This is a genomic window from Pseudomonas sp. 14P_8.1_Bac3 (assembly GCF_025466085.1).
GTDB lineage: Bacteria > Pseudomonadota > Gammaproteobacteria > Pseudomonadales > Pseudomonadaceae > Aquipseudomonas.
Genome location: NZ_JANLOD010000018.1, coordinates 49,690 through 71,345, shown reverse-complemented (window position 1 = coordinate 71,345; position 21,656 = coordinate 49,690). Strand labels below are relative to the sequence as shown.

The window sequence follows — 21,656 nt, the reverse complement described above, 5'->3', positions numbered from 1 at the left end:
ATCAGCGCTTGAACGCCTTCACTTCAGCTTCACGCAGACGCGGGGCCAGCTTGTCGAGTACGCCGTTGACGAATTTGTGGCCGTCGGTGGAACCGAAGACTTTCGCCAGCTCGATACCTTCGTTGATCACCACGCGGTACGGCACGTCGACGCGTTCAAGCAGCTCCCAGGTGGACAGGCGCAATACCGCCAGTTCAACCGGGTCCAGCTCTTCGATGGTCAGGTCCAGGCAAGGCTTGAGCGCGGCGTCGATCTTGTCCTTCTGCGCTGGAACCCCGTGGAGGATTTCACGGAAGTAGGCACCGTCGACATCGCTGAAATCGTTATCGACCCGGAACTGCGCTTCGATCTCGTTCAGCGACTGCTTGGCCATGTGCCATTGGTACAGCGCCTGGGTCGCGAGCTGACGGGCTTCGCGACGCTTGACGCTTTTCGATGGCTTGCCGGCATCCGCAGGCTTTGGATCGCGCGGGTTGAAACGATCGCTATCGTCGCTAATCACTTGGCCTCCAACTGCGCCAGCAGGCTGACCATTTCCAGAGCGGACAGGGCAGCTTCGGCACCTTTGTTGCCGGCCTTGGTGCCGGAACGTTCGATGGCTTGCTCGATGGAATCAACGGTCAGGACGCCGAATGCGACCGGAACGCCGAATTCCATGGACACCTGGGCCAGGCCCTTGGTGCACTCGCCGGCCACGTATTCGAAGTGCGGAGTACCGCCACGAATGACCGCGCCCAGGGCGATGATCGCTGCGAACTCGCCCTTCTGAGCGACTTTCTGCGCAACCAGCGGAATTTCGAAGGCGCCAGGCGCACGGATGAGGGTGATGTCGCTTTCGCTCACGCCATGGCGAACCAGGGCATCGACTGCACCGCTGACCAGGCTTTCAACGACGAAGCTGTTGAAACGGCCCACTACCAGCGCGTAGCGGCCTTTAGGGGCGATGAAGGTACCTTCGATGGTCTTCAGGGTCATTCGTTAGATCTCTTAAAGAGCCGGGACGCGTCTTCTACGCATCCCTCAGTGATATTTGAACCGCGAATACAGGGCCGGAAACAACCGGTCATTATTCGGAGGGCACGTATTCTACAACTTCCAGATCGAAACCGGATATCGCATTAAATTTCATCGGCGCACTCATCAGGCGCATTTTGCGCACACCGAGGTCGCGAAGGATCTGCGAACCGGCACCCACGATGCTGTAAGTGGTCGGTTTTTTCACCGCGGTGTGATCCGCGGTTTCACGGATGTGCGCCAGCAACACGTCGCCATCGAGCGGGTGCCCGAGCAACAGCACCACGCCACTGCCAGCCTCGGCGACCGCGGCCATCGCGGCACGCAGGCTCCAGCGGCCTGGCTGCTTGACCATCAACAGGTCGCGCAGCGGGTCCATGTTGTGCACGCGCACCAGGGTCGGTTCATCGACGCAGACGTTGCCCAGGGTCAGGGCCATGTGCACGTCGCCTTCCACGGAATCACGATAGGTCACCAGGTTGAATTGGCCCAGTTCGCTGTCCAGCGGCTGCTCGGCAATCCGCTGAACGGTACGTTCGTGGATCATCCGGTAGTGAATCAGGTCGGCGATGGTGCCGATCTTGATGTTGTGCTCGGCGGCGAAGGCTTCCAGTTCGGCGCGACGGGACATGGTGCCGTCGTCGTTCATCACTTCGCAGATCACGCCGCTCGGCTCGAAACCGGCCATGCGCGCCAGGTCGCAAGCGGCTTCGGTATGCCCGGCGCGAGCCAGGGTGCCGCCGGCCTGGGCCATCAGCGGGAAAATGTGGCCCGGGCTGACGATATCGTCCGCCTTGGCGTCTTTCGCCGCCGCAGCCTGCACGGTGCGCGCACGGTCAGCAGCGGAAATACCGGTGGTCACGCCGGTGGCGGCTTCGATCGACACGGTGAACTTGGTGCCGAAACCGGAACCGTTGCGTGGCGCCATCAATGGCAGCTTCAGCAGTTCGCAGCGCTCGCGGCTCATCGGCATGCAGATCAGGCCGCGGGCGTGCTTGGCCATGAAGTTGATGTGCTCGGCCTGGCAGCATTCGGCGGCCATGATCAGGTCGCCTTCGTTCTCGCGGTCTTCGTCATCCATGAGGATGACCATCTTGCCTTGGCGGATGTCTTCAACCAGTTCTTCGATGCTATTGAGCGCCACAAGGCACCCCCTTGAGTCAGGATTTGAGGTAGCCGTTGGCGGCCAGAAAGCTTTCAGTGATGTTCCCGGATTTTGAAGGCTCTGCGGCCTTGTCGCCCAGCAACAGGCGTTCCAGGTAACGGGCCAGCAGGTCGACTTCCAGATTCACCCGGCGACCTGGCTGGTACGAGGCCATGATGGTTTCGCTCAGGGTGTGGGGAATGATGGTCAGCAGGAACTCGGCGCCATCGACGGCGTTCACCGTCAGGCTGGTGCCGTCGACGGTGATCGAGCCTTTGTGAGCGATGTATTTCGCCAGTTCTTTCGGCGCGCGGATGCGGAACTCCACGGCGCGCGCGTTCTCGGTGCGGGCAACCACTTCGCCCACGCCATCGACGTGGCCGCTGACCAGATGCCCGCCCAGGCGAGTGGTCGGGGTCAAAGCTTTTTCCAAGTTGACCGGGCTGCCGCTTTTCAGGTCGTTCATGGCGGTGCAGTCGAGGGTTTCGCGACTGACGTCTGCCGCAAAGCCATTGCCTGGCAGTTCAACCGCCGTCAGGCACACGCCGTTGACCGCGATGCTGTCGCCCAGCTTGACGTCGCTCAGGTCGAGCTTGCCGGTTTCTACGTGGACCCGCACGTCGCCGCCTTTTGGGGTCAATGCACGAATACTGCCGATGGATTCGATGATGCCGGTAAACATGGAGTCCTCCTCGAGAACAGGGCCGTCGCGTGGCGCAGGCCGGAAATTATACGCTCGCCGCGGGTGCAGGAATGGCAATGACTCGCCAGTCATCGCCCACCGCGCGAATTTCAGTGATTTTGAGTTCAGGTGCGTCTTTCATCTGCGCCAGCGGCCAGTCCAGCAGCGGGCGCGCAGTCGAGCCCAGGAACTTGCCGGCGATGAAAATCTGGAATTCGTCCACCAGGCCTTGCTGGGCAAAGGCTCCCGCCAGGCGCGGACCCGCTTCGACCAGCACTTCGTTGACGCCGCGATGGGCCAGTTCCACCAGCAATTTACGCAGGTCGACCTGACCATCCTCGCCCGCCACGATCAGGCATTCCGGGCCGTTGGCGTATTGTTCTTCAACCGCCATGCAGGTGGCGACCAGCGCCGGGCCGGCCTTGAAGAACGGCGCATCCAGCGGCACCCGCAAGCGGCCATCGATCAGCACGCGCAACGGCGGACGGCTCATCGCCAACGCAGTCTGCTCGGCATCCAGGCCCAGCTCGTCGGCGCGCACCGTCAACCGGGCGTTATCGGCCAGCACCGTATCGGCGCCGGTCAGCACCACGCTGGCCTGGGCACGCAGGCGTTGCACCGCCGAGCGCGCGGCCGGGCCGGTGATCCATTGGCTCTCGCCGCTTTCCATCGCCGTCCGGCCGTCGAGGCTCATGGCCAGCTTGACCCGCACGAACGGCAGCCCGTGCTCCATGCGTTTCAGGAAGCCTTGATTGAGCTGGCGCGCCTCGCCTTCCAGCACACCGCTTTCGATGGCGATGCCGGACTGGGCCAGGCGCTGCATGCCACGACCGGCGACCGTCGGGTTCGGGTCCTGCATCGCCGCGACCACGCGGGCCAGGCCGGCATTCACCAGGGCATCGGCGCAGGGCGGCGTGCGGCCATGGTGGCTGCACGGTTCGAGGGTGACGTAGGCGGTCGCGCCCCGAGCCTTGTCGCCGGCGGCGCGTAAGGCATGGACTTCGGCATGGGGTTCGCCGGTGCGCTCGTGCCAGCCTTCACCGACGATCTGCCCGTCACGCACGATCACACAGCCGACCCGCGGGTTGGGGTGCGTCGTGTAATGACCTTTGCGCGCCAGTTCCAGGGCGCGAGCCATGTAATGAGCGTCGAGGACGGCTTGTTCCGCGGAGGTGGTCATTCTTTCACCGGCTCACGGGCCAGGCGATCGATCTCTTCGCGGAACTCGTTGAGGTCCTGGAAGCGTCGATACACCGAAGCGAAGCGAATGTAGGCGACTTCATCGAGCTTTTGCAGCTCGGCCATCACCAGCTCACCGACCACGAGGGATTTGACCTCGCGCTCGCCGGTGGCTCGCAGTTTGTGTTTGATGTGCACCAGCGACGATTCCAGGCGCTCGACACTCACCGGGCGCTTTTCCAGCGCACGCTGCATGCCGGCGCGGAGTTTTTCTTCGTCGAACGGCTGGCGACTGCCGTCGGTTTTGATCAGGCGCGGCAACACCAGTTCAGCGGTTTCGAACGTCGTGAAACGTTCGCCGCAGGCCAGGCATTCGCGCCGGCGGCGCACCTGTTCGCCCTCGGCGACCAGACGCGAGTCGATGACCTTGGTGTCGTTGGCACCGCAGAAGGGACAGTGCATGGTGGCAGGCAACAAAAAAAGGGAGGGCCATGGTAGCGCATCCCCGTGGCAAGACAAGCCATAGGGTTTGCGGTATACAGACTGGCTATAGAGCCTGATCCATGGATTTCACCTTGCTGGAGCCGCAAATGTCCCTAAGACCGCTCGTATTGCTCAGTGTTTTCAGCCTGCTGGTGGCCTGCGGCAGCGACGCGCCCAAACCCCAGCCACCGACGCCAGGCCCCGCCCCGCAGGCCGCGCAGAAAAAAGCCCGTGAGTCCGCTGACCTGCCGCCGCTGCCGGCGTACCAACGTGAATTGAGCGGCACCCTGCAAGGCGTGCCGGCCGGCGCCGAGGTCGAACTGGCGTTGCTGGTGATCGATGCCCAGGACCGCCCGCAGCAATTGCTCGCCAGTTCCAGCCTGATCGGCACCAACCAGGTGCTGCCGTTTCACCTGCGCTTCAACCCGGAGTCGTTCCCGGTGGGTGCCCGCGTTGAACTGCGAGGCCGTGCCAGTCAGTCCGGCCAGTTGATTTTGCACCTGCCCTCGCAAGTCATCAGCCAGCCAACGACCCAGGCCCTGGGCCAGCTGCAATTCGTCAAAGCACCATGATTGCACCGCACCACTTGCAACAGGCGTTGAGTGAACTGCTGGGTGACGCACAGCTCGTTCCTGTCGCACTGCCCGATACCGAGCTGAAACTCTGGCTGATCGATGGCGACAACATGGACCGCGCCTTCAGCCCGGAAGAAACGCGGCGGATTCTGCATGAGCCGCCGTACTGGAGTTTCTGCTGGGCCAGCGGCCTCGCGGTGGCGCGCTATCTCGCCGAATTTCCCGAATGGGTCAACGGCAAGCGCGTGCTGGATTTCGGCGCAGGTTCCGGCGTGGCGGGGATTGCCGCGCTGAAGGCGGGTGCGCTGGAAGTGGTGGCCTGTGACCTCGACCCGCTGGCGATCGCCGCGTGCCGGGCGAACGCTGAACTCAATGATGTGCGCCTCAACTACTCGACGGATTTTTTCGCCGAGGCGGATCGGTTTGATCTGATTCTGGTGGCGGACGTGCTGTACGACCGCGCGAATCTGCCGCTGCTGGATGCGTTTTTGAGTCGTGGCCGGGAAGCGTTGGTGGCGGATTCCCGGGTGCGGGATTTTCGTCACCCGATGTATCGGCGTATTGAAATGCTGGAGGCGATGACCTTGCCGGATCTGGCCGAGCCGGAAGAGTTTCGGCATGTGAGCCTCTACCACGCGCGGCGCTAGCCAAAAGCTTCGCGGGCAACACGCCTCTCGACCGCCCCCGCTTTCAGCCACACCCCGCGAAGCCTTATAGTGACTTCATTCACGCTTCCAAGAGATCCCTCATGAGTCAGGAAACGCCGTACATCTTCGACGCCACGACTGCCGATTTCGACCAGTCGGTGATCGAGAACTCTTTCCACAAGCCGGTGCTGGTGGATTTCTGGGCCGAATGGTGCGCGCCCTGCAAAGTGCTGATGCCGATGCTGCAGACCATCGCCGAGAGCTATCAGGGCGAATTGCTGTTGGCCAAGGTCAACTGCGATCTGGAACAGGACATCGTCGCCCGCTTCGGCATTCGCAGCCTGCCGACCGTGGTGCTGTTCAAGGATGGCCAGCCGGTGGACGGGTTCGCCGGTGCGCAACCGGAGTCGGCCGTGCGCGCGATGCTTGAGCCGCATGTGCAAATGCCGCCACCGGCGGCGGCTGATCCGTTCGATCAGGCGCAGGCGCTGTTCGACGAGAGTCGTTTTGCCGACGCCGAAGCCGTGCTGACCGTGCTGCTGGGCGAGGACAACACTAACGCCAAGGCGCTGATTCTGTATGCCCGCTGCCTGACTGAACGCGGCGAGCTGGGTGAAGCGCAAACCGTGCTCGACGCGGTGAAAAGCGATGAACACAAGGCCGCCCTGGCCGGCGCCAAAGCGCAGATCCAGTTCCTCGGCCAGGCCAAGGACTTGCCGGACGCCGCCGACCTGAAGGCGCGCCTGGCGAAGAACCCGCAGGACGACGAAGCGGTGTATCAACTGGCGATCCAGCAGTTGGCCCGTCAGCAGTACGACGCAGCGCTGGATGCGTTGCTCAAGCTGTTCATCCGCAACCGCAGCTACAGCGAAGGCTTGCCGCACAAGACCTTGCTGCAAGTGTTCGAATTGCTCGGCAACGATCACCCGCTGGTGACCACGTACCGCCGCAAGTTGTTTGCGGCGTTGTACTGACAGAACGCGTCATCGCATCGCCGGCGAGCCGGCTCCTAAAGTGAAGGCGTAATCCAGCTGTAGAGCGGCGTATCCCCGCCGCTCGACACTTTCACCTCGGCGCTATGACGCAAACGCACCAGCAAGCGTTTGCCCGACGACGCGCTGCCGGTCAGGCCTTCCAGCTGTTCGAGCAAATCCGGCCCGCTCAATTGCCCGGCGTTGCGCAGCAAATCCTTGGCGATCTGCCACTGCTTATCGTCCTGATTCAACGGTTTCGCCGGTGCCGCGCTGGCTTCGGGCGTGACTACTTGCACCTGCGCGCCGAGCCGTGCCCAGTCCGCGTCGTCCATCTCCAGGGTCAAATCCACCGGCCAGTCGCCGATGGTTCCGCGTATCCGCACCATAAGTCTGCTCCTGCACATTTCTGACCCACATGCTCCCATGGGACTTGTGCAACGCCAAGCGGGCGGGCAAACTCTCGGCGCTTACGTTATAAGATTACATAACAATTCTTTCACTTTACTTCCCGGAGACTCGCTATGCGTCGTCTGCTGCTCGCTTTGCCGTTTGCCCTGTTGCCGCTGGCTGCCGCCCACGCGGCTGAAGAACACGACCATGAGCACGGCAGCCTCGGCGCTCACGAGCACGGCGTCGGCCGCTTGAATGCCGCGCTGGACGGCCAGACCCTGGAGCTGGAGCTGGAAAGCCCGGCGATGAACCTGGTGGGTTTCGAACACGCCGCCACCACTGACGCCGACAAAGCCAAAATCGCCGCTGTGCGTGCGCAGCTGGAAAAACCGCTGACCCTGTTCAACCTGCCGAAAGCCGCCGGTTGTGTGGTCGCGCGCCAGGAGCTGGAAAGCCCGTTGTTCGGTGACAAACCCGACGCCGACGATGATCACGATGAAGACGCCAACGCTGGGCAGGAGCATCATCACGACCACAGCGAGATCCACGCTCACTACCAGTTCAGTTGCTCCGCACCGGGCGCGCTGAAAACCCTGGACCTGGCGAATATCTTCAACACGTTCCCGGCGACCCAGAAAATTCAGGTACAACTGATCAGCCCGAGCGGGCAGCAAGGGGTGGAAGTGACGGCGAAGGCGGCCGCCCTGAAATTCTGATCCGCCGCACCTCCAAATGTGGGAGCGGGCTTGCTCGCGAAGGCGGTGTGTCAATCGACATCAACATTGCATGGCCTACCGCTTTCGCGAGCAAGCCCGCTCCCACAAGGGCTACCCTTAACATGACCGGTTTCACATGACCCAAGCACTCATCGAACTGTCCGACCTGGGCTTCAGCTGGCCCGGTCACCCGCCACTGCTGGACATCCCGGCGTTTCGCCTGGAGCCCGGTGAAACCCTGTTCCTCAAAGGCCCCAGCGGCAGCGGCAAGACCACCCTGCTCGGCCTGCTCGGCGGCGTGCAAAAGCCCGATCGCGGCAGCATTCGCCTGCTCGGCCAGGAATTGACCGAACTCGGCGCCGGCGCCCGTGACCGCTTTCGGGTCGATCACACTGGCTACATCTTCCAACAGTTCAACCTGCTGCCGTTTCTCTCGGTGCGCGAGAACGTTGAGTTGCCCTGCCATTTCTCGAAGCTGCGCGCCGCACGGGCGATCCAGCGTCATGGCAGTGTCGACCAGGCCGCCGCCACCCTCCTCGCGCACCTGGGCCTGAAGGATGACAGCCTGCTCGGTCGCCGCGCCGACTCATTGTCCATCGGCCAGCAACAACGGGTCGCGGCCGCGCGGGCGTTGATCGGTCAACCGGAACTGGTGATCGCCGACGAGCCGACGTCCGCTCTGGACTACGACGCGCGCGAAAACTTCATTCGCCTGCTGTTCGCCGAATGCCGTGAAGCGGGATCGAGCCTGTTGTTCGTCAGCCATGACCAGAGCCTCGCACCGCTGTTTGATCGCAACCTGTCGCTGGCCGAACTCAATCGCGCCGCCACGCCCGCAGAGGTCTGAGATGTATTTGTTCCGTCTAGCCATGGCCAGTCTGGCTAACCGTCGCTTCACCGCGATCCTCACCGCGTTCGCCATTGCCCTGTCGGTCTGCCTGTTGTTGGCGGTGGAACGGGTGCGCACCGAAGCCAAGGCCAGTTTCGCCAGCACCATCAGCGGCACCGACCTGATCGTCGGCGCCCGTTCCGGTTCGGTGAACCTGCTGCTGTATTCGGTGTTCCGTATCGGCAATGCCACCAACAACATTCGCTGGGACAGCTTCGAACACTTCGCCAGCAACCCGAAAGTGAAATGGGCGATCCCGATGTCCCTCGGCGACTCCCATCGCGGCTATCGCGTGATGGGCACCACCGAGGCGTACTTCGAGCACTACCAGTTCGGCCGTCAGCAGCATCTGGAACTGGCAGACGGTCGCGCCTTCGCCACCGACCCGTTCGAAGTGGTGCTCGGCGCCGAAGTGGCCGACGCACTGCATTACAAACTCGGCGACAAACTGGTGCTGTCCCACGGCGTGGCGGTGATCAGCCTGGTCAAGCACGACGACAAGCCGTTCACCGTGGTCGGCATTCTCAAGCGCACCGGCACCCCGGTTGACCGCACGTTGCACATCAGCCTCGGCGGCATGGAGGCCATTCACATCGATTGGCACGACGGCGTTCCGGCCCGTGGCAACGGGCGGATCAGCGCCGATCAGGCGCGCAACATGGACCTGACGCCGCAAGCGATCACTGCGTTCATGCTCGGCCTCAACAGCAAGATTTCGACCTTCGCGCTGCAGCGCGAGATCAACGAATTTCGCGGCGAACCGATGCTCGCCATCCTGCCGGGCGTGGCGCTGCAAGAACTGTGGAGCCTGATGAGCACCGCGGAAAAAGCCTTGTTCGTGGTCTCGCTGTTCGTGGTGCTGACCGGGTTGATCGGCATGCTCACGGCGATTCTCACCAGCCTGAACGAGCGTCGACGCGAGATGGCGATTCTGCGCTCGGTCGGTGCCCGGCCGTGGCACATCGCGACCTTGCTGGTGCTCGAAGCATTCGCCTTGGCGCTATCGGGCGTAATAGCCGGGGTGGCCCTGCTGTACGTCGGCATCGCCGCCGCTCAGGGCTACGTGCAGGCCAATTACGGCTTGTTCCTGCCATTGGCGTGGCCAAGTGAATATGAATGGACGCTGCTCGGTGGCATCCTTGTCGCCGCTTTGCTGATGGGCAGCGTGCCGGCCTGGCGCGCGTATCGCCAATCCCTGGCCGATGGCCTGTCGATCCGACTATGAGGACGTTAACGATGCCCCGCGCCCTGCTTGCGCTGTTGATACTGGTCGCCTTGCCGCTGTGGGCGGCCGAGCCGAAAGAGCTGACCTGGTCAGAAATGATCCCGCCGGATGCCGCACCGGAAGTGCCGAACATGACGCCCCTGCACGACCTGTCGCAGATGGGCACCGCGCTGGCCGCCGAGTCGGCGCCCGCCGCCAAACAGGACCTGCCCAATGCGCCGGTGGTGAACAGCCTCGACGGTCAGAACATCCGCCTGCCGGGCTACATCGTGCCGCTGGAAGTCAGCGAAGAAGGCCGCACCACGGAGTTTCTGCTGGTGCCGTATTTCGGCGCCTGTATCCACGTCCCGCCACCGCCGTCGAACCAGATCGTCCATGTGAAAAGCAAGGTCGGCGTGAAACTGGATGAGCTGTATCAGCCGTACTGGGTCGAGGGGGCATTGCAGGTCAAGGCGTCCACCAGCGAGTTGGCGGATGCGGGGTATCAGATGCAGGCGGACAAGATTTTCATTTATGAATTGCCGGAGTGAGATCGGCGTCGTCTTTCAGATTGCTATCGCGAGCAGGCTCGCTCCCACAGTGAAAAAACGCATTGCCCTGTGGGAGCGAGCCTGCTCGCGAAAAGGCTTTCAAGTCGCACTAAAAACCACCCCATCACGGTTTCATTGAGCTGAGTCAAAAGACCGGATCACACCGCTCCGTACCATTGGACATCGAACATTTTCAACGTCCTTTGGAGCCCCCATGCACAAGTCCTTGCTCAGCGCTTCGCTGTTTGCCCTCGCGCTCGCAGCCCCGCTTGCCTACGCCCATGAGGCCGGCGACATCATCGTTCGTGCCGGTGCGATCACCGTCAACCCGAAAGCCGACAGTTCCAGCGTCAAGGTCGACCAGGGCCCGCTGAAGGGCGCCGACCTGGGTGGCAAGGCCACGATGAGCAGCGACACGCAATTGGGTCTGAACTTCGCTTACATGCTCGACAGCCACTGGGGAATTGAACTGCTTGCGGCCTCGCCGTTCGAGCATGACGTGAAGCTCAAAGGCACCGCCCTGGGCGCGGCCAACGGCAAACTCGGCTCGCTCAAACACCTGCCGCCGACCTTGAGCCTCGTCTATTACCCACTGGATGCGAAGTCCGCGTTCCAACCGTACGTGGGTGCCGGCATCAACTACACCTGGATCTTCGACGAAGAGCTCAGCAGCGACGCCAAGGCCAACGGCTTCAGCAACTTCAAGGCGAAAAACTCCTGGGGCATGGCGTTCCAGGTCGGCGCCGACTACATGCTCACCGACAACATCATGCTCAACGCCCAGGTGCGCTACATCGACATCGATACCCAGGCGACCGTGGAAAACAACGCCGTGGCACCGGGCACCCGGGCCAAGGTCAATGTGGCTGTTGACCCGTTCATCTACATGGTGGGCCTGGGTTACAAGTTCTAAACCCGAGCGGCCACAACACCTGTATGTAGGAGCGAGCTTGCTCGCGATGTACTTGAGGGCAACGCGTTCATGCAGAGAACACGCGCTTTCGTTAACGTCCATCGCGAGCAAGCTCGCTCCTACAGTTTTTATCGTCCCAGTAACTGCGCCAGGCCGACATTCATGGGGGTCTGCGCCGGTAAGGTGAAACGCTCGCGCAAGCGCTGATTATTCGCCCGTGAATGGCGGATATCACCGGAGCGCGCCGGGCCGTAGCTCACGGGTGGCAGATCCCCTACCACGACTTTCAACGCTTCGAGCATTTGCTTGAGACTGGTCGCCTGGTTCCAGCCGACATTCACTGCACCGACTTCAACCTGCGGCTTCTCGATCGCCTGCACCAGCACGTCGACCAGATCCGCCACGTACAAAAAGTCCCGGGTCTGCTCGCCGTCACCGAACACGGTAATCGGCAAGCCCTTCTGCGCGCGCTCACTGAAAATGCTGATCACGCCGGAGTACGGTGAGGACGGATCCTGACGCGGGCCAAAGATGTTGAAGAAGCGGAAGATCACCGGTTCCAGCGCGTGCTCGCGACGGTAGAAATCGAAGTAATGTTCGCTGGCCAACTTGTCCGACGCGTACGGCGTCAACGGTGCCTTGGGGGTTTCTTCGTCGATCGACTGGCCTTCGCCGTTGTTGCCATAGACCGCCGCGCTGGAGGCAAACACCACGCGTTTGACCCCGGCCTGACGCATGGCTTCGCAGACATTCAGCGAGCCGATGAAATTGCTCTGGTGGGTTTTCACCGGATCGTCCACCGAAGCCTGCACCGACGCCACCGCCGCCAGGTGCGCCACCGCACTGCAACCGGCCATCGCCCGGGCAACCAGGGTCGCATCGGCGACGTCACCGACGATCAACTCGACGCCAGGATTGTCCAGCGGCAGGTTGCTGCGCTTGCCGGTGGACAGGTCGTCGAGAATCCGCACCGTGTGCCCCTTGGCGAGCAAGGCGTCGGTCAGGTGCGAGCCGATGAAGCCGGCGCCGCCAGTGATTAAAATCGGGCCGTCAGCCATGGCGATAGAACCTGTCAAGTAAGCCCGGGAGCGCCGCACGCCAAGCGCGGGGCTTGATGCCGAAAGTGTGAAGGATTTTCTTGCAGGCCAGTACCGCGTGTTGCGGCTCTTCCGCGGCGTCCGGACGCGCAGCGTGAGCCTGGGCGGTCGGTGCCTCGATGGCCAGCGGATGCAGCGCGCGGGCTTCGGTGAGAATGGCCTGGCCCAGCGCCAGCGGGGTGGTCGCCTCGTGCCCGGCGTAGTGGTACGTGCCCCACAGCGGCGCCGCGCAATCGAGTTGCTTGAGCACCGAAATGATTACCCGGGCCGCGTCGTCCACCGGGGTCGGATTGCCCCGGCGATCGTCGGCCATCAACAGTTCGTCAGGCTGTTCGGCACGGGACAGGAAGCGTCCGAGCGCGCCGTCGGGGCTGTCATCGAGCAGCCATCCGAAACGCAGCAACACATGCTGCGGGCAGGTCGCGCGGACGCTTTGCTCGATCCGCCACAAGGCTTGACCCCGCAGGCCCAACGGCACCGGTTCGTCTTTTTCGCTGTAGGCGGTGGCACGGGAGCCATCGAACACGCGATAGCTCGACGGTTGCAGCAGCACGATGTTGTGGTGCTGGCACAATTCGGCCAGACGCTCGACCGCCCGTTCCTGCCCGGCCAGACGCGACTCGCTGACCGTCTCCGCCTGGAACCAGTCGAAGTAGTAGGCGAGGTTGATCAGCGCGTCCGGGCGGGTGTCGTCGAGCAGTTGCGTCAGGCTCGCGGCGTCCCAGCCGTCTTGCGGTGGGCGGGGGGCGAGGAAGCCGATGTCTTCCTCCGCACCGAGGCGAATCAGCGCCTGCCCAAGGGCATTTCCGCCGCCCAGTAACATAAGGCGCATTCGCATAGAGTCAGCAGGCCCAGTCTGATTGGATCAATGGCTTAATCGGCGCCGCTCGCAGGCGATGCCGTCGATAGATGCCGGAATCGTTGCATTTTGCGGGTTTAGTGCGCAACCGTCATCCCCAAATGCAGAAAGGGCTTGTGCGGTGTGGCCAAAGACCTCATCGCGAGCAGGCTCGCTCCCAAAGGGGAATGCGTTTCAAATGTGGGAGCGAGCCTGCTCGCGATAGGGCCCTCGAACCTGGCGAAGATCTCACGCGGTACTTGCATCTTCCCGTCCCCGCCCGCATAACTTTAGCCATGAACCTGCCCATCCCCGCAGACAGTGCGCTGAACGGCTTCCACCCCGCCGTCAGCGCCTGGTTCAACAGCACCTTCCCGGCGGTCACCGCTGCCCAGGCCCAGGCGTGGCCGCTGATCCGTCAGCACCGCTCGACGCTGATCGCCGCGCCCACCGGTTCCGGCAAAACCCTCACCGCGTTTCTCGCCGTCATCGACGACCTGGTTCACCGTGGGCTGGAAACCCCGGGCGGATTACCTGACGAAACGCTGGTGGTCTACGTCTCGCCACTGAAGGCCTTGTCCAACGACATCCAGATCAACCTGCAAAATCCGTTGGCCGGCATCACCGAGCAGCTATGCGCGATGGGCCTGCCCGGCCTGCGGATCAACACCGCCGTGCGCACCGGTGACACGCCGCAAAAAGAACGTTCGGCGATGCGCAAGACCGCGCCGCACATTCTGGTGACCACCCCGGAATCCCTGTACGTGCTGCTCGGCTCCGATTCCGGCCGGCAGATGCTCACCTCCACGCGCACGGTGATCGTCGACGAAATCCATGCGATCGCTGCCGGCAAACGCGGCAGCCACCTGGCCTTGAGTCTGGAGCGCTTGCAGGCGTTGTGCGCCGAACCGTTGATGCGCATCGGCCTGTCCGCCACGCAAAAGCCCATCGAAGCGGTGTCCCGCTTCCTCGTCGGCCGCGACCGTCCCTGCGACATCATCGACATCGGCCACGCCCGCCCCCGGGACCTGGGCATCGAGGTGCCGCCGGTGCCGCTGTCGGCCGTCATGGCCAATGACGTCTGGGAACTGGTCTATGACCGCCTCGCCGCCCTCGCCCGCGAACACCGCACCACACTGATTTTCGTCAACACCCGACGCTTGGCCGAACGCCTGAGCCGGCACCTGAGCGAGCGACTCGGCAAAGAAGCGGTCGCCGCCCACCACGGCAGCCTGGCCAAGGAGTTTCGCCTGGACGCCGAGCAGCGGCTCAAGCGTGGCGAGCTGCAAGTGCTGATCGCCACGGCGTCGCTGGAACTGGGGATCGACATCGGTGACGTCGACCTGGTCTGCCAGATTTCCTCGCCGCGCTCGATCGCCGGTTTTCTGCAACGGGTCGGCCGCTCCGGCCACCAGGTCGGTGGCACGCCCAAGGGCCGGTTGTTCGCTACCACCCGCGACGACCTGATCGAATGCACCGCCCTGCTCGACTGCGTGCGGCGCGGCGAACTCGACACCCTGCACATCCCCGTAGCGCCGCTGGACGTGCTGGCCCAGCAGATCATCGCCGAGGTCAGTTGCCAGGAATGGCAAGAGCAGGCGTTGCTGGAGATGTTCCGCAAAGCGTCGCCCTACGCCGACCTCGACGAAAAACATTATCAAGCGCTGCTGCAGATGCTTGCCGAGGGCTACAACGGTCGTCAGGGCATTCGCAGCGCGTTCCTCCACCGCGACGCCGTGACCCGCACGCTGCGTGGGCGCCGCGGCAGCAAACTGACCGCCGTGACCAGCGGCGGCACCATCCCGGACAACGCCGACTACAGCGTGGTGCTGGAGCCGCAGGGGCTGAACATCGGCAGCGTCAACGAAGACTTCGCGGTGGAAAGCATCGCCGGCGATATCTTCCAGTTGGGCAATACCTCGTACCGCATCCTGCGGGTCGACACCGGCAAGGTCCGGGTCGAGGACGCGCAGGGCCAGCCGCCGACCATTCCGTTCTGGCTCGGTGAAGCGCCGGGGCGCAGTGCGGAACTGTCGTTCGCCGTGGCACGCCTGCAGGCGCAGCTCGACGACCTGCTCGCCGCTCACCCCGGCAACCTGCAACCGGCCCTCGACTGGCTGACCGACACCCTCGGCCTGAACCTCGCCAGCGCTCAACAACTGGTGGATTATCTGGCCCGCGCGCGCCTGACCCTGGGCGCCCTGCCGTCCCAGGACACACTGCTGATGGAGCGTTTTTTCGACGAATCCGGCGGCACGCAACTGATCATCCACACGCCGTTCGGCAGCCGTATCAACCGCGCCTGGGGCCTGGCCCTGCGCAAGCGTTTCTGCCGCACCTTCAACTTCGAATTGCAGGCCGCCGCCAGCGAAGACGCGATTGTCCTGTCGCTGTCCACCAGCCACAGCTTCGACCTCGATGAAGTCTGGCGTTACCTGCACAGCAGCAGCGCCGAGCACGTGCTGATTCAGGCGGTACTCGATGCGCCGCTGTTCGGCGTGCGCTGGCGCTGGAACGCCGGGGTCGCGCTGGCGTTGCCGCGGTACACCGGCGGGCGCAAAGTGGCGCCGCAGATCCAGCGCATGAAAAGCGAGGACCTGATCGCCAGCGTGTTTCCCGACCAGATCGCCTGCGTGGAAAATCTCGCCGGCGAGCGCGAGGTTCCCGCGCATCCGCTGGTGGAACAGACCCTCGACGATTGCCTTCACGAAGCCATGGACTGCGAGGGCTGGCTCACCTTGTTGCGGCGTATGGAGCGCGGCGACGTTCGCTTGATCAGCCGTGACCTGCCGGCGCCTTCGCCGCTGGCTGCGGAAATCCTCAGCGCCAGGCCTTACACCTTCCTCGACGACGCGCCGCTGGAAGAACGCCGCACCCAAGCCGTGCTCAACCGGCGCTGGACCGATCCGCAATCCACCGACGATCTTGGTGCGCTGGACGCCGAAGCGATTCAAGCCGTGCGCGAGGAAGCCTGGCCCGCGCCCACCGGCGTCGATGAAATGCATGAAGCGTTGATGAGCCTGGCCTGCATCACTGAAGCCGAAGCGCAGGCCAACCCGCAGTGGCTGGAGTGGCTGACCGCACTGGCCGAAAGTGGCCGCGCCAGCCGTCTGCAATCCGCACAACCACTGTGGCTGCCACTGGAGCGACTGACGTGCCTGCGGGCGATTTATCCACAGGCGAATCTGCTGCCGCCGTTGGAGCCGTTGCCTGGGTTCGATGAGGCGTGGGAAACGGACGAGGCGATTCTGGAAGTCATCCGCGCACGCCTTGGCGCTTTTGGCCCATTGCCACTGAAGGCGATTGCCGAGCCCTTGGGCTTGTCGTCGACGCAAGTTGCCCAAGTGCTGGCGCAACTGGAACGCGAAGGTTATGTGTTGCGCGGGCAATTCACCCCCGGCACCGATCAGGAGGAATGGTGCGAACGGCATCTGCTGGCGCGGATTCATCGCTATACGGTCAAGCGTCTGCGCCGGGAAATCGAGCCGGTGGCGCTGCAGGATTTCATGCGGTTCCTGTTCGACTGGCAGCATTTGTCGGCCTCGACCCAAGGTCAGGGCAGCGCGGTGTTGCCAGCCATGGTCGGTCAATTCGAAGGTTACCCCGCCGCCGCGTCAGCCTGGGACAGCGACCTGCTGCCGGCGCGCATCAAAGGCTATTCGGCGAGCTGGCTGGACGACCTGTGCCGCAGCGGCAAACTGGTCTGGACGCGCCTGACCGCACACAGCGCCAGCACGGCCCTGCGCAGCACGCCGATCGTGTTGCTGCCGCGCGGTCAGGTCGGCTTGTGGAGTGGTTTGACCGAGCAAACGCCGGTCAGCGAACTCTCTCCGAAAACGCAAAAAGTCTACGAAGCCCTGAGCCAACACGGTGCGCTGTTTTTCGATGAGCTGATTCACGAAGCCCATCTGCTGCGCACGGAACTGGAAATCGCCTTGCAGGAACTGGTCGGTGCCGGGCTGGTGAATGCCGACAGTTTTGCCGGCTTGCGCGCGCTGATCACCCCCGCGAGCAAACGCCAGGCCCGTAGCAGCCGACGCGGACGCGGCGCGTATGTCGGCGGCATGGACGATGCCGGGCGCTGGGCCTTGCTCCGTCGCGGGCCGCCGGCGCCGGTGCTGGATAAGAAACAGCCAACCCCGAGCGACACCCTGGAACACATCGCCATGACCTTGCTGAGGCGTTACGGCGTGGTGTTCTGGCGCCTGCTGGAGCGTGAGGCGGACTGGTTGCCGAGCTGGCGCGAATTGCTGCGCACGTTCCATCGGCTGGAGGCGCGGGGCGAGATTCGCGGCGGGCGGTTTGTCAGTGGTTTGGCCGGTGAGCAGTTTGCGTTGCCCGAGGCGATCCCGCTGCTGCGGGAGGTGCGGCGACGGGCGCACGACGGGAGTTTGATTGCAGTGTGCGGGGTGGATCCGCTGAACCTGGCCGGCACTCTGCTGCCGGGTGCGAAGGTGCCGGCGCTGGCGAGTAATCGGCTGGTGTACCGGGATGGCTTGCCGGTGGCCGCGGAGATTGCCGGCAAGCAGGTGTTTTGGGTGGATCTGGATCAGCAGGCAACTGCTGAAGTGAAGAGCACGCTGACCCGGCATCGATAGCGACTGGACTGGCCTCTTCGCGGGCAAGCCCGCTCCCACAGGGATTTAGCTGTGTTGCGCAGCGCGTGTTCACACCCGAGAACCTGTGGGAGCGGGCTTGCCCGCGAAAGCGCCAGTCGCCTCAATACACATCACTGGGTGCGAGGCTGCTCCGCAAGCAATACCGGAGACTTCTCAGGTGCCGGAACTTCATCCTGCACTTCCCCCACCTCCCGCTTCGGCATCAACACCTGCTGTGGATAAGTCTGCGCGAAATGCACCCACGGGCTGTTATCCACAAGCTTTTTCAAGCGCTGGTTAAACGCCCGGCTCACCGCATACTGCCCACCCGACACCGTGCGGAACTGCGCCGTCAGCACCACGCCATTCAGGTCCATTTTGTCGACGCCAAACACGTCCAGCGGCCCTTGCAGGTTGTATTTGAGGAATGCGTCCTCACGGATCGAATCTCCCGCCTCGCGGATCAGTTCGATCGCCTTGTCGACGTCAGTGTCGTAGGTGAACTGCACCGAGAAAAACGCATAGGCGAATTGCCGTGACTGGTTGGTGACGGCCTTGATCTGGCCGAACGGCACCGAGTGCACGAAGCCCTTGCCGTCACGCAGGCGCAAGGTGCGGATGGTCAGGCCTTCGACGGTGCCGGCGTGCCCGGAATCGAGTACCACCCAGTCGCCAATCGACAGCGTGTCTTCGATGATGATGAACAGACCGGTGATCACGTCCTGCACCAGCTGTTGCGAACCGAAACCGATGGCCAGGCCGACGACCCCGGCACCTGCCAGCAGCGGTGCGACGTTGATCCCCAGGTTGGCCATGGTGGTGATCGCGCAGATCACCACCAGGATGATTTTGATCGCGTTGCGCAGCAGCGGCAGGATGGTTTTGACCCGGGTACTCGGCTGGCGCGCCGAGCGTTTGTTGACCGGTGGTTTCAGCGCTTCCTGGATCGCCGTGTCGAGCACCACCCACAGCAGCCACGTCACCAGGAAGATCAGGCCGATGCTGCTCAGCGAATCGCTGATCGCGCGGCCCACCGAGTTGCGCTCGGCGAACTCGAACAGCGACACGCCCCAGATCCGCCCAAGAATTTCAATGAACGCCACCGCCATGACAATTCGCAGCAACGCGTGCAGCAAGCTGAGGAAACGCTCCTTGTAGGCGCTGCTGCGCTGGATCGCTTCGGCTTTGCGGGACTTGAACAGGTGCTGGAAAATCGTGCTGAGGAACACCGTGGCAATCAGCAGAATGGTGGTGAACAACGCGCAGCGCAGGGCCTTCTGATTGTCCTCGCCGACGCCGATCAGGTTGATCGCCGAGACCATCACCATCAGCAGGATCGGCCAGTACCACAGCCCGGAAAAGATCCGCAGCGATTCCTGCAGCGAAGGCTGCTTCAAGCGTTGCGCCAGCGGTCGGTTGCGGATCAGGTGCGCCACCGGCCGCCGCAGGCGAATCACCAGCAAGCCAAAGATGATCGACGCGAACAACCCGGTGAACACCGCGATGCTGCTGGTGATGTTGCCGCCCAGTTGTCGGGCGATCTGCGGGCTGGTCAGCGCATCGCTGAGCGCCGCGAGAAAACCGATCAGGAACAGCGGCTTCGGGCAATAACTGCGGATGATCTGCACCGCCCGACGCTTATGGCCGGTATTGAACATGACGATCACGCATAAAAGCATCGAGGTGGAGAAAATGCCGCTGCTGGTGGCGTAGGCGAAACACAGCGCCAGCGCCCGGCCCACCGAGGCCTGCAGGAAATGGCTGACATAGAGCGTCAGAGGCAGGCAAATCAGCGCCGGCAACGTGTAGGGCAGTATGTAGTTGAGCAGGTCCTGGCTGCGTTGCCGGGTTCGCAGCCAGCGGCCCTGGTTCAACCGTTTGGCGAGTAATCCGCCAAGCACCGTCAGCAGGGCAAACACGCCGAGCCAGACGCCGGACAACAAAAGAAAATCGCCGACCACGCTCATGGGTGATCGCGATGACGGCTGATTCACCAGTTTGTCGACTTCATCCGCCGCCCGATCGGCCCGCAGGCGCCAGGCGTCGACCAGGTTTTCGTTGAGGTCGAGCTTGTCCTGCACGTCGTCGATGCTGGAGCTGATGGCCCCGAGCAGGCCGCCCTGGACCAGTGGCTCAGGTTTTGCCGCGTCCTCGGCTGCGGCGGGAACACCCGGCAGCGTCGCGGCTTGCAGCACGTTGTTGCCTGAAAACAGCAACGCCCCCAATAACATCACGGTCTTGAACTTGAGCAAAACGGGGAGCTCCTTGAAAAGGGTCTGTAAGGAACTGATCGGCAAATGGCCGGCAAGTTCATCCCCAAGGTTTGCTCGCGATCAAGCCCGCCCCCACACGTGCACCGTGTTGATCCGCTGATATTTGACATGAGCGCAAATATCAAATGCCTGTCCCTGTATTTTTCCACCCCCTCCAAACCCCGACACTGCACTCCATCAATCACCCCCCCGGAGTCGCAGCCATGCCCATTGCCTTGCTCGCGCTGACCCTCAGCGCCTTCGCCATCGGGACGACCGAGTTCGTCATCGTTGGCCTGTTACCCACCATCGGCGCCGACCTCGGCGTCAGCCTGCCGTCCGCCGGCCTGCTGGTCAGCCTCTACGCCCTCGGCGTGGCGATCGGCGCGCCGGTGCTGACCGCCCTCACCGGCAAAGTCCCGCGCAAACTGTTGCTATTGTCGCTGATGGTGTTGTTCACCCTCGGCAACCTGCTGGCGTGGAAAGCGCCGAGCTATGAATCGCTGATCATTGCGCGGATCGTCACGGGCCTTGCCCACGGGGTGTTTTTCTCCATCGGCTCGACCATCGCCACCAGTCTGGTGCCGAAGGAAAAAGCCGCCAGCGCGATTGCAATCATGTTCACCGGCCTGACCGTGGCACTGGTCACCGGCGTGCCGCTGGGCACGTTCATCGGTCAGCATTTCGGCTGGCGGGAAACCTTCCTCGCCGTGTCGGCGCTGGGTGTGATCGCATTTATCGGCAGCCTGCTCTACGTGCCGAAAAACATCGCTCACAGCAAACCGGCTTCGCTGTTGCAACAGCTGCAAGTGCTCAAGCAATCGCGCTTGTTGCTGGTGTACGCCATGACGGCCGTCGGCTACGGCGGATCGTTCATCGCCTTCACCTTCCTGGCGCCGATTCTCCAGGACATCTCCGGCTTCAGCGCCAGCACCGTCAGCCTGGTGTTGCTGGTGTACGGCATCTCGGTGGCGGTCGGTAATATCTGGGGTGGCAAACTGGCCGACAAGCGCGGCCCGATCAGCGCCCTGAAAATCATCTTCGCCCTGCTCGCCGTCGTGTTGTTCGTGCTGACCTTCACCGCCGGTAATCCATGGCTGGCGCTGGCCACCGTGCTGGTCTGGGGTGCGGTGGCGTTTGGTAACGTGCCAGGTTTGCAAGTGTATGTGGTGCGCCAGGCCGAACATCACACGCCGCACGCGGTGGATGTGGCGTCCGGCCTGAACATCGCCGCGTTCAACCTCGGGATTGCCGGTGGTGCGTGGGGCGGTGGCTTGATCGTCGCCCACATGGGCCTGATCCACACCGCATGGATCGGTGGTCTGGTGGTGTTGGTGGCACTGGCGCTGACAATGTGGAGCGGTCGCCTCGATCGCCTCGGCCCGGTGTATGCCGAACCGGCTGAGGGCTCAACCCGCGTCGTCACTGGCCACTGATCCCCCTTGTTGCTGACCACTGATCCCCCCTGTAGGAGCGAGCTTGCTCGCGATGGACTGAAGACCGCCGCTGG

At 63.2% G+C, this 21,656-nt stretch carries 20 protein-coding genes; 10 read left to right on the top strand and 10 right to left on the bottom strand.

The window, feature by feature from the left end; genetic code table 11:
• Nucleotide 1: 1 nt before the first annotated feature.
• The 6 genes from nusB to nrdR form a co-directional block, all read right to left on the bottom strand.
• Nucleotides 2–502 (bottom strand): transcription antitermination factor NusB, encoded by a 501-nt coding sequence (nusB, locus tag NTD84_RS06060; RefSeq protein WP_214379096.1) that lies wholly within the window; start codon nt 500–502, stop codon nt 2–4.
• On the bottom strand, nt 499–975 hold the full coding sequence (gene ribE / locus NTD84_RS06055) for a 6,7-dimethyl-8-ribityllumazine synthase (protein WP_077045597.1): 477 nt from the start codon (nt 973–975) through the stop codon (nt 499–501). Before ribE ends, nusB begins: the two co-directional genes overlap by 4 nt.
• A 91-nt stretch (nt 976–1,066) precedes the next feature.
• Nucleotides 1,067–2,158 (bottom strand): bifunctional 3,4-dihydroxy-2-butanone-4-phosphate synthase/GTP cyclohydrolase II, encoded by a 1,092-nt coding sequence (gene ribBA / locus NTD84_RS06050; RefSeq protein WP_262164054.1) that lies wholly within the window; start codon nt 2,156–2,158, stop codon nt 1,067–1,069.
• 16 nt (nt 2,159–2,174) lie between these two features.
• Nucleotides 2,175–2,840 carry a riboflavin synthase gene (locus NTD84_RS06045; RefSeq protein ID WP_262164053.1) on the bottom strand — a complete coding sequence of 222 codons (666 nt, stop codon included), beginning with the start codon at nt 2,838–2,840 and terminating at the stop codon, nt 2,175–2,177.
• Nucleotides 2,841–2,886: 46 nt separating this feature from the next.
• A complete protein-coding gene (gene ribD, locus NTD84_RS06040) occupies nt 2,887–4,020 on the bottom strand; it encodes a bifunctional diaminohydroxyphosphoribosylaminopyrimidine deaminase/5-amino-6-(5-phosphoribosylamino)uracil reductase RibD (protein WP_262164052.1) in 1,134 nt (377 codons plus the stop codon).
• Nucleotides 4,017–4,481, bottom strand: coding sequence for a transcriptional regulator NrdR (gene nrdR / locus NTD84_RS06035; protein WP_003228656.1), 465 nt, complete (start codon nt 4,479–4,481; stop codon nt 4,017–4,019). The genes ribD and nrdR overlap by 4 nt, the downstream gene beginning before the upstream one ends.
• A 128-nt stretch (nt 4,482–4,609) precedes the next feature.
• Between nrdR and NTD84_RS06030 the strand changes: the two genes are divergently transcribed.
• From NTD84_RS06030 to trxA, 3 genes are all read left to right on the top strand, one after another.
• Nucleotides 4,610–5,074 (top strand): YbaY family lipoprotein, encoded by a 465-nt coding sequence (locus tag NTD84_RS06030; RefSeq protein WP_262164051.1) that lies wholly within the window; start codon nt 4,610–4,612, stop codon nt 5,072–5,074.
• The gene (locus tag NTD84_RS06025; RefSeq protein ID WP_262164050.1) at nt 5,071–5,724 is read left to right on the top strand and encodes a class I SAM-dependent methyltransferase; all 654 of its coding nucleotides are present in this window, start codon (nt 5,071–5,073) and stop codon (nt 5,722–5,724) included. The genes NTD84_RS06030 and NTD84_RS06025 overlap by 4 nt, the downstream gene beginning before the upstream one ends.
• 101 nt (nt 5,725–5,825) lie before the next feature.
• Nucleotides 5,826–6,698, top strand: a complete 873-nt coding sequence (trxA, locus tag NTD84_RS06020; protein WP_262164049.1) for a thioredoxin — start codon at nt 5,826–5,828, stop codon at nt 6,696–6,698.
• Between the two features lie 35 nt (nt 6,699–6,733).
• On the opposite strand, the gene NTD84_RS06015 is transcribed toward trxA, so the two are convergent.
• Entirely contained in the window at nt 6,734–7,084 is a 351-nt protein-coding gene (locus tag NTD84_RS06015; RefSeq protein WP_262164048.1) for a hypothetical protein, read from the bottom strand.
• A gap of 135 nt (nt 7,085–7,219) precedes the next feature.
• On the opposite strand from NTD84_RS06015, the gene NTD84_RS06010 reads away from it, so the two are divergent.
• The 5 genes from NTD84_RS06010 to NTD84_RS05990 all read left to right on the top strand — a co-directional run bounded on the left by NTD84_RS06010 (nt 7,220) and on the right by NTD84_RS05990 (nt 11,361).
• Entirely contained in the window at nt 7,220–7,804 is a 585-nt protein-coding gene (locus tag NTD84_RS06010) for a DUF2796 domain-containing protein (protein WP_262164047.1), read from the top strand.
• A gap of 136 nt (nt 7,805–7,940) precedes the next feature.
• The gene (locus tag NTD84_RS06005; protein ID WP_262164046.1) at nt 7,941–8,651 is read left to right on the top strand and encodes an ABC transporter ATP-binding protein; all 711 of its coding nucleotides are present in this window, start codon (nt 7,941–7,943) and stop codon (nt 8,649–8,651) included.
• Nucleotide 8,652: 1 nt separating this feature from the next.
• A complete protein-coding gene (locus tag NTD84_RS06000; RefSeq protein WP_262164045.1) occupies nt 8,653–9,918 on the top strand; it encodes an ABC transporter permease in 1,266 nt (421 codons plus the stop codon).
• A gap of 11 nt (nt 9,919–9,929) precedes the next feature.
• Nucleotides 9,930–10,448, top strand: a complete 519-nt coding sequence (locus NTD84_RS05995) for a DUF3299 domain-containing protein (protein WP_262164044.1) — start codon at nt 9,930–9,932, stop codon at nt 10,446–10,448.
• 214 nt (nt 10,449–10,662) lie between these two features.
• Complete coding sequence (locus tag NTD84_RS05990) at nt 10,663–11,361, top strand: OmpW/AlkL family protein (RefSeq protein WP_262164043.1); 699 nt, start codon at nt 10,663–10,665, stop codon at nt 11,359–11,361.
• Between the two features lie 128 nt (nt 11,362–11,489).
• Here NTD84_RS05990 and NTD84_RS05985 read toward each other — a convergent pair whose 3' ends face one another.
• Together NTD84_RS05985 and NTD84_RS05980 are read right to left on the bottom strand one after the other, a co-directional pair.
• Complete coding sequence (locus NTD84_RS05985; protein ID WP_262164042.1) at nt 11,490–12,419, bottom strand: NAD-dependent epimerase/dehydratase family protein; 930 nt, start codon at nt 12,417–12,419, stop codon at nt 11,490–11,492.
• The gene (locus NTD84_RS05980) at nt 12,412–13,296 is read right to left on the bottom strand and encodes an NAD(P)-dependent oxidoreductase (RefSeq protein ID WP_262164041.1); all 885 of its coding nucleotides are present in this window, start codon (nt 13,294–13,296) and stop codon (nt 12,412–12,414) included. The genes NTD84_RS05985 and NTD84_RS05980 overlap by 8 nt, the downstream gene beginning before the upstream one ends.
• A 296-nt stretch (nt 13,297–13,592) precedes the next feature.
• Between NTD84_RS05980 and NTD84_RS05975 the strand changes: the two genes are divergently transcribed.
• On the top strand, nt 13,593–17,894 hold the full coding sequence (locus tag NTD84_RS05975; protein WP_262164040.1) for a DNA glycosylase AlkZ-like family protein: 4,302 nt from the start codon (nt 13,593–13,595) through the stop codon (nt 17,892–17,894).
• Nucleotides 17,895–18,025: 131 nt separating this feature from the next.
• Here NTD84_RS05975 and NTD84_RS05970 read toward each other — a convergent pair whose 3' ends face one another.
• Nucleotides 18,026–20,146, bottom strand: a complete 2,121-nt coding sequence (locus NTD84_RS05970; protein ID WP_262164039.1) for a mechanosensitive ion channel family protein — start codon at nt 20,144–20,146, stop codon at nt 18,026–18,028.
• 224 nt (nt 20,147–20,370) lie between these two features.
• Between NTD84_RS05970 and NTD84_RS05965 the strand changes: the two genes are divergently transcribed.
• Nucleotides 20,371–21,582 (top strand): MFS transporter, encoded by a 1,212-nt coding sequence (locus NTD84_RS05965; RefSeq protein ID WP_262164038.1) that lies wholly within the window; start codon nt 20,371–20,373, stop codon nt 21,580–21,582.
• The last annotated feature ends 74 nt before the right edge of the window (nt 21,583–21,656 follow it).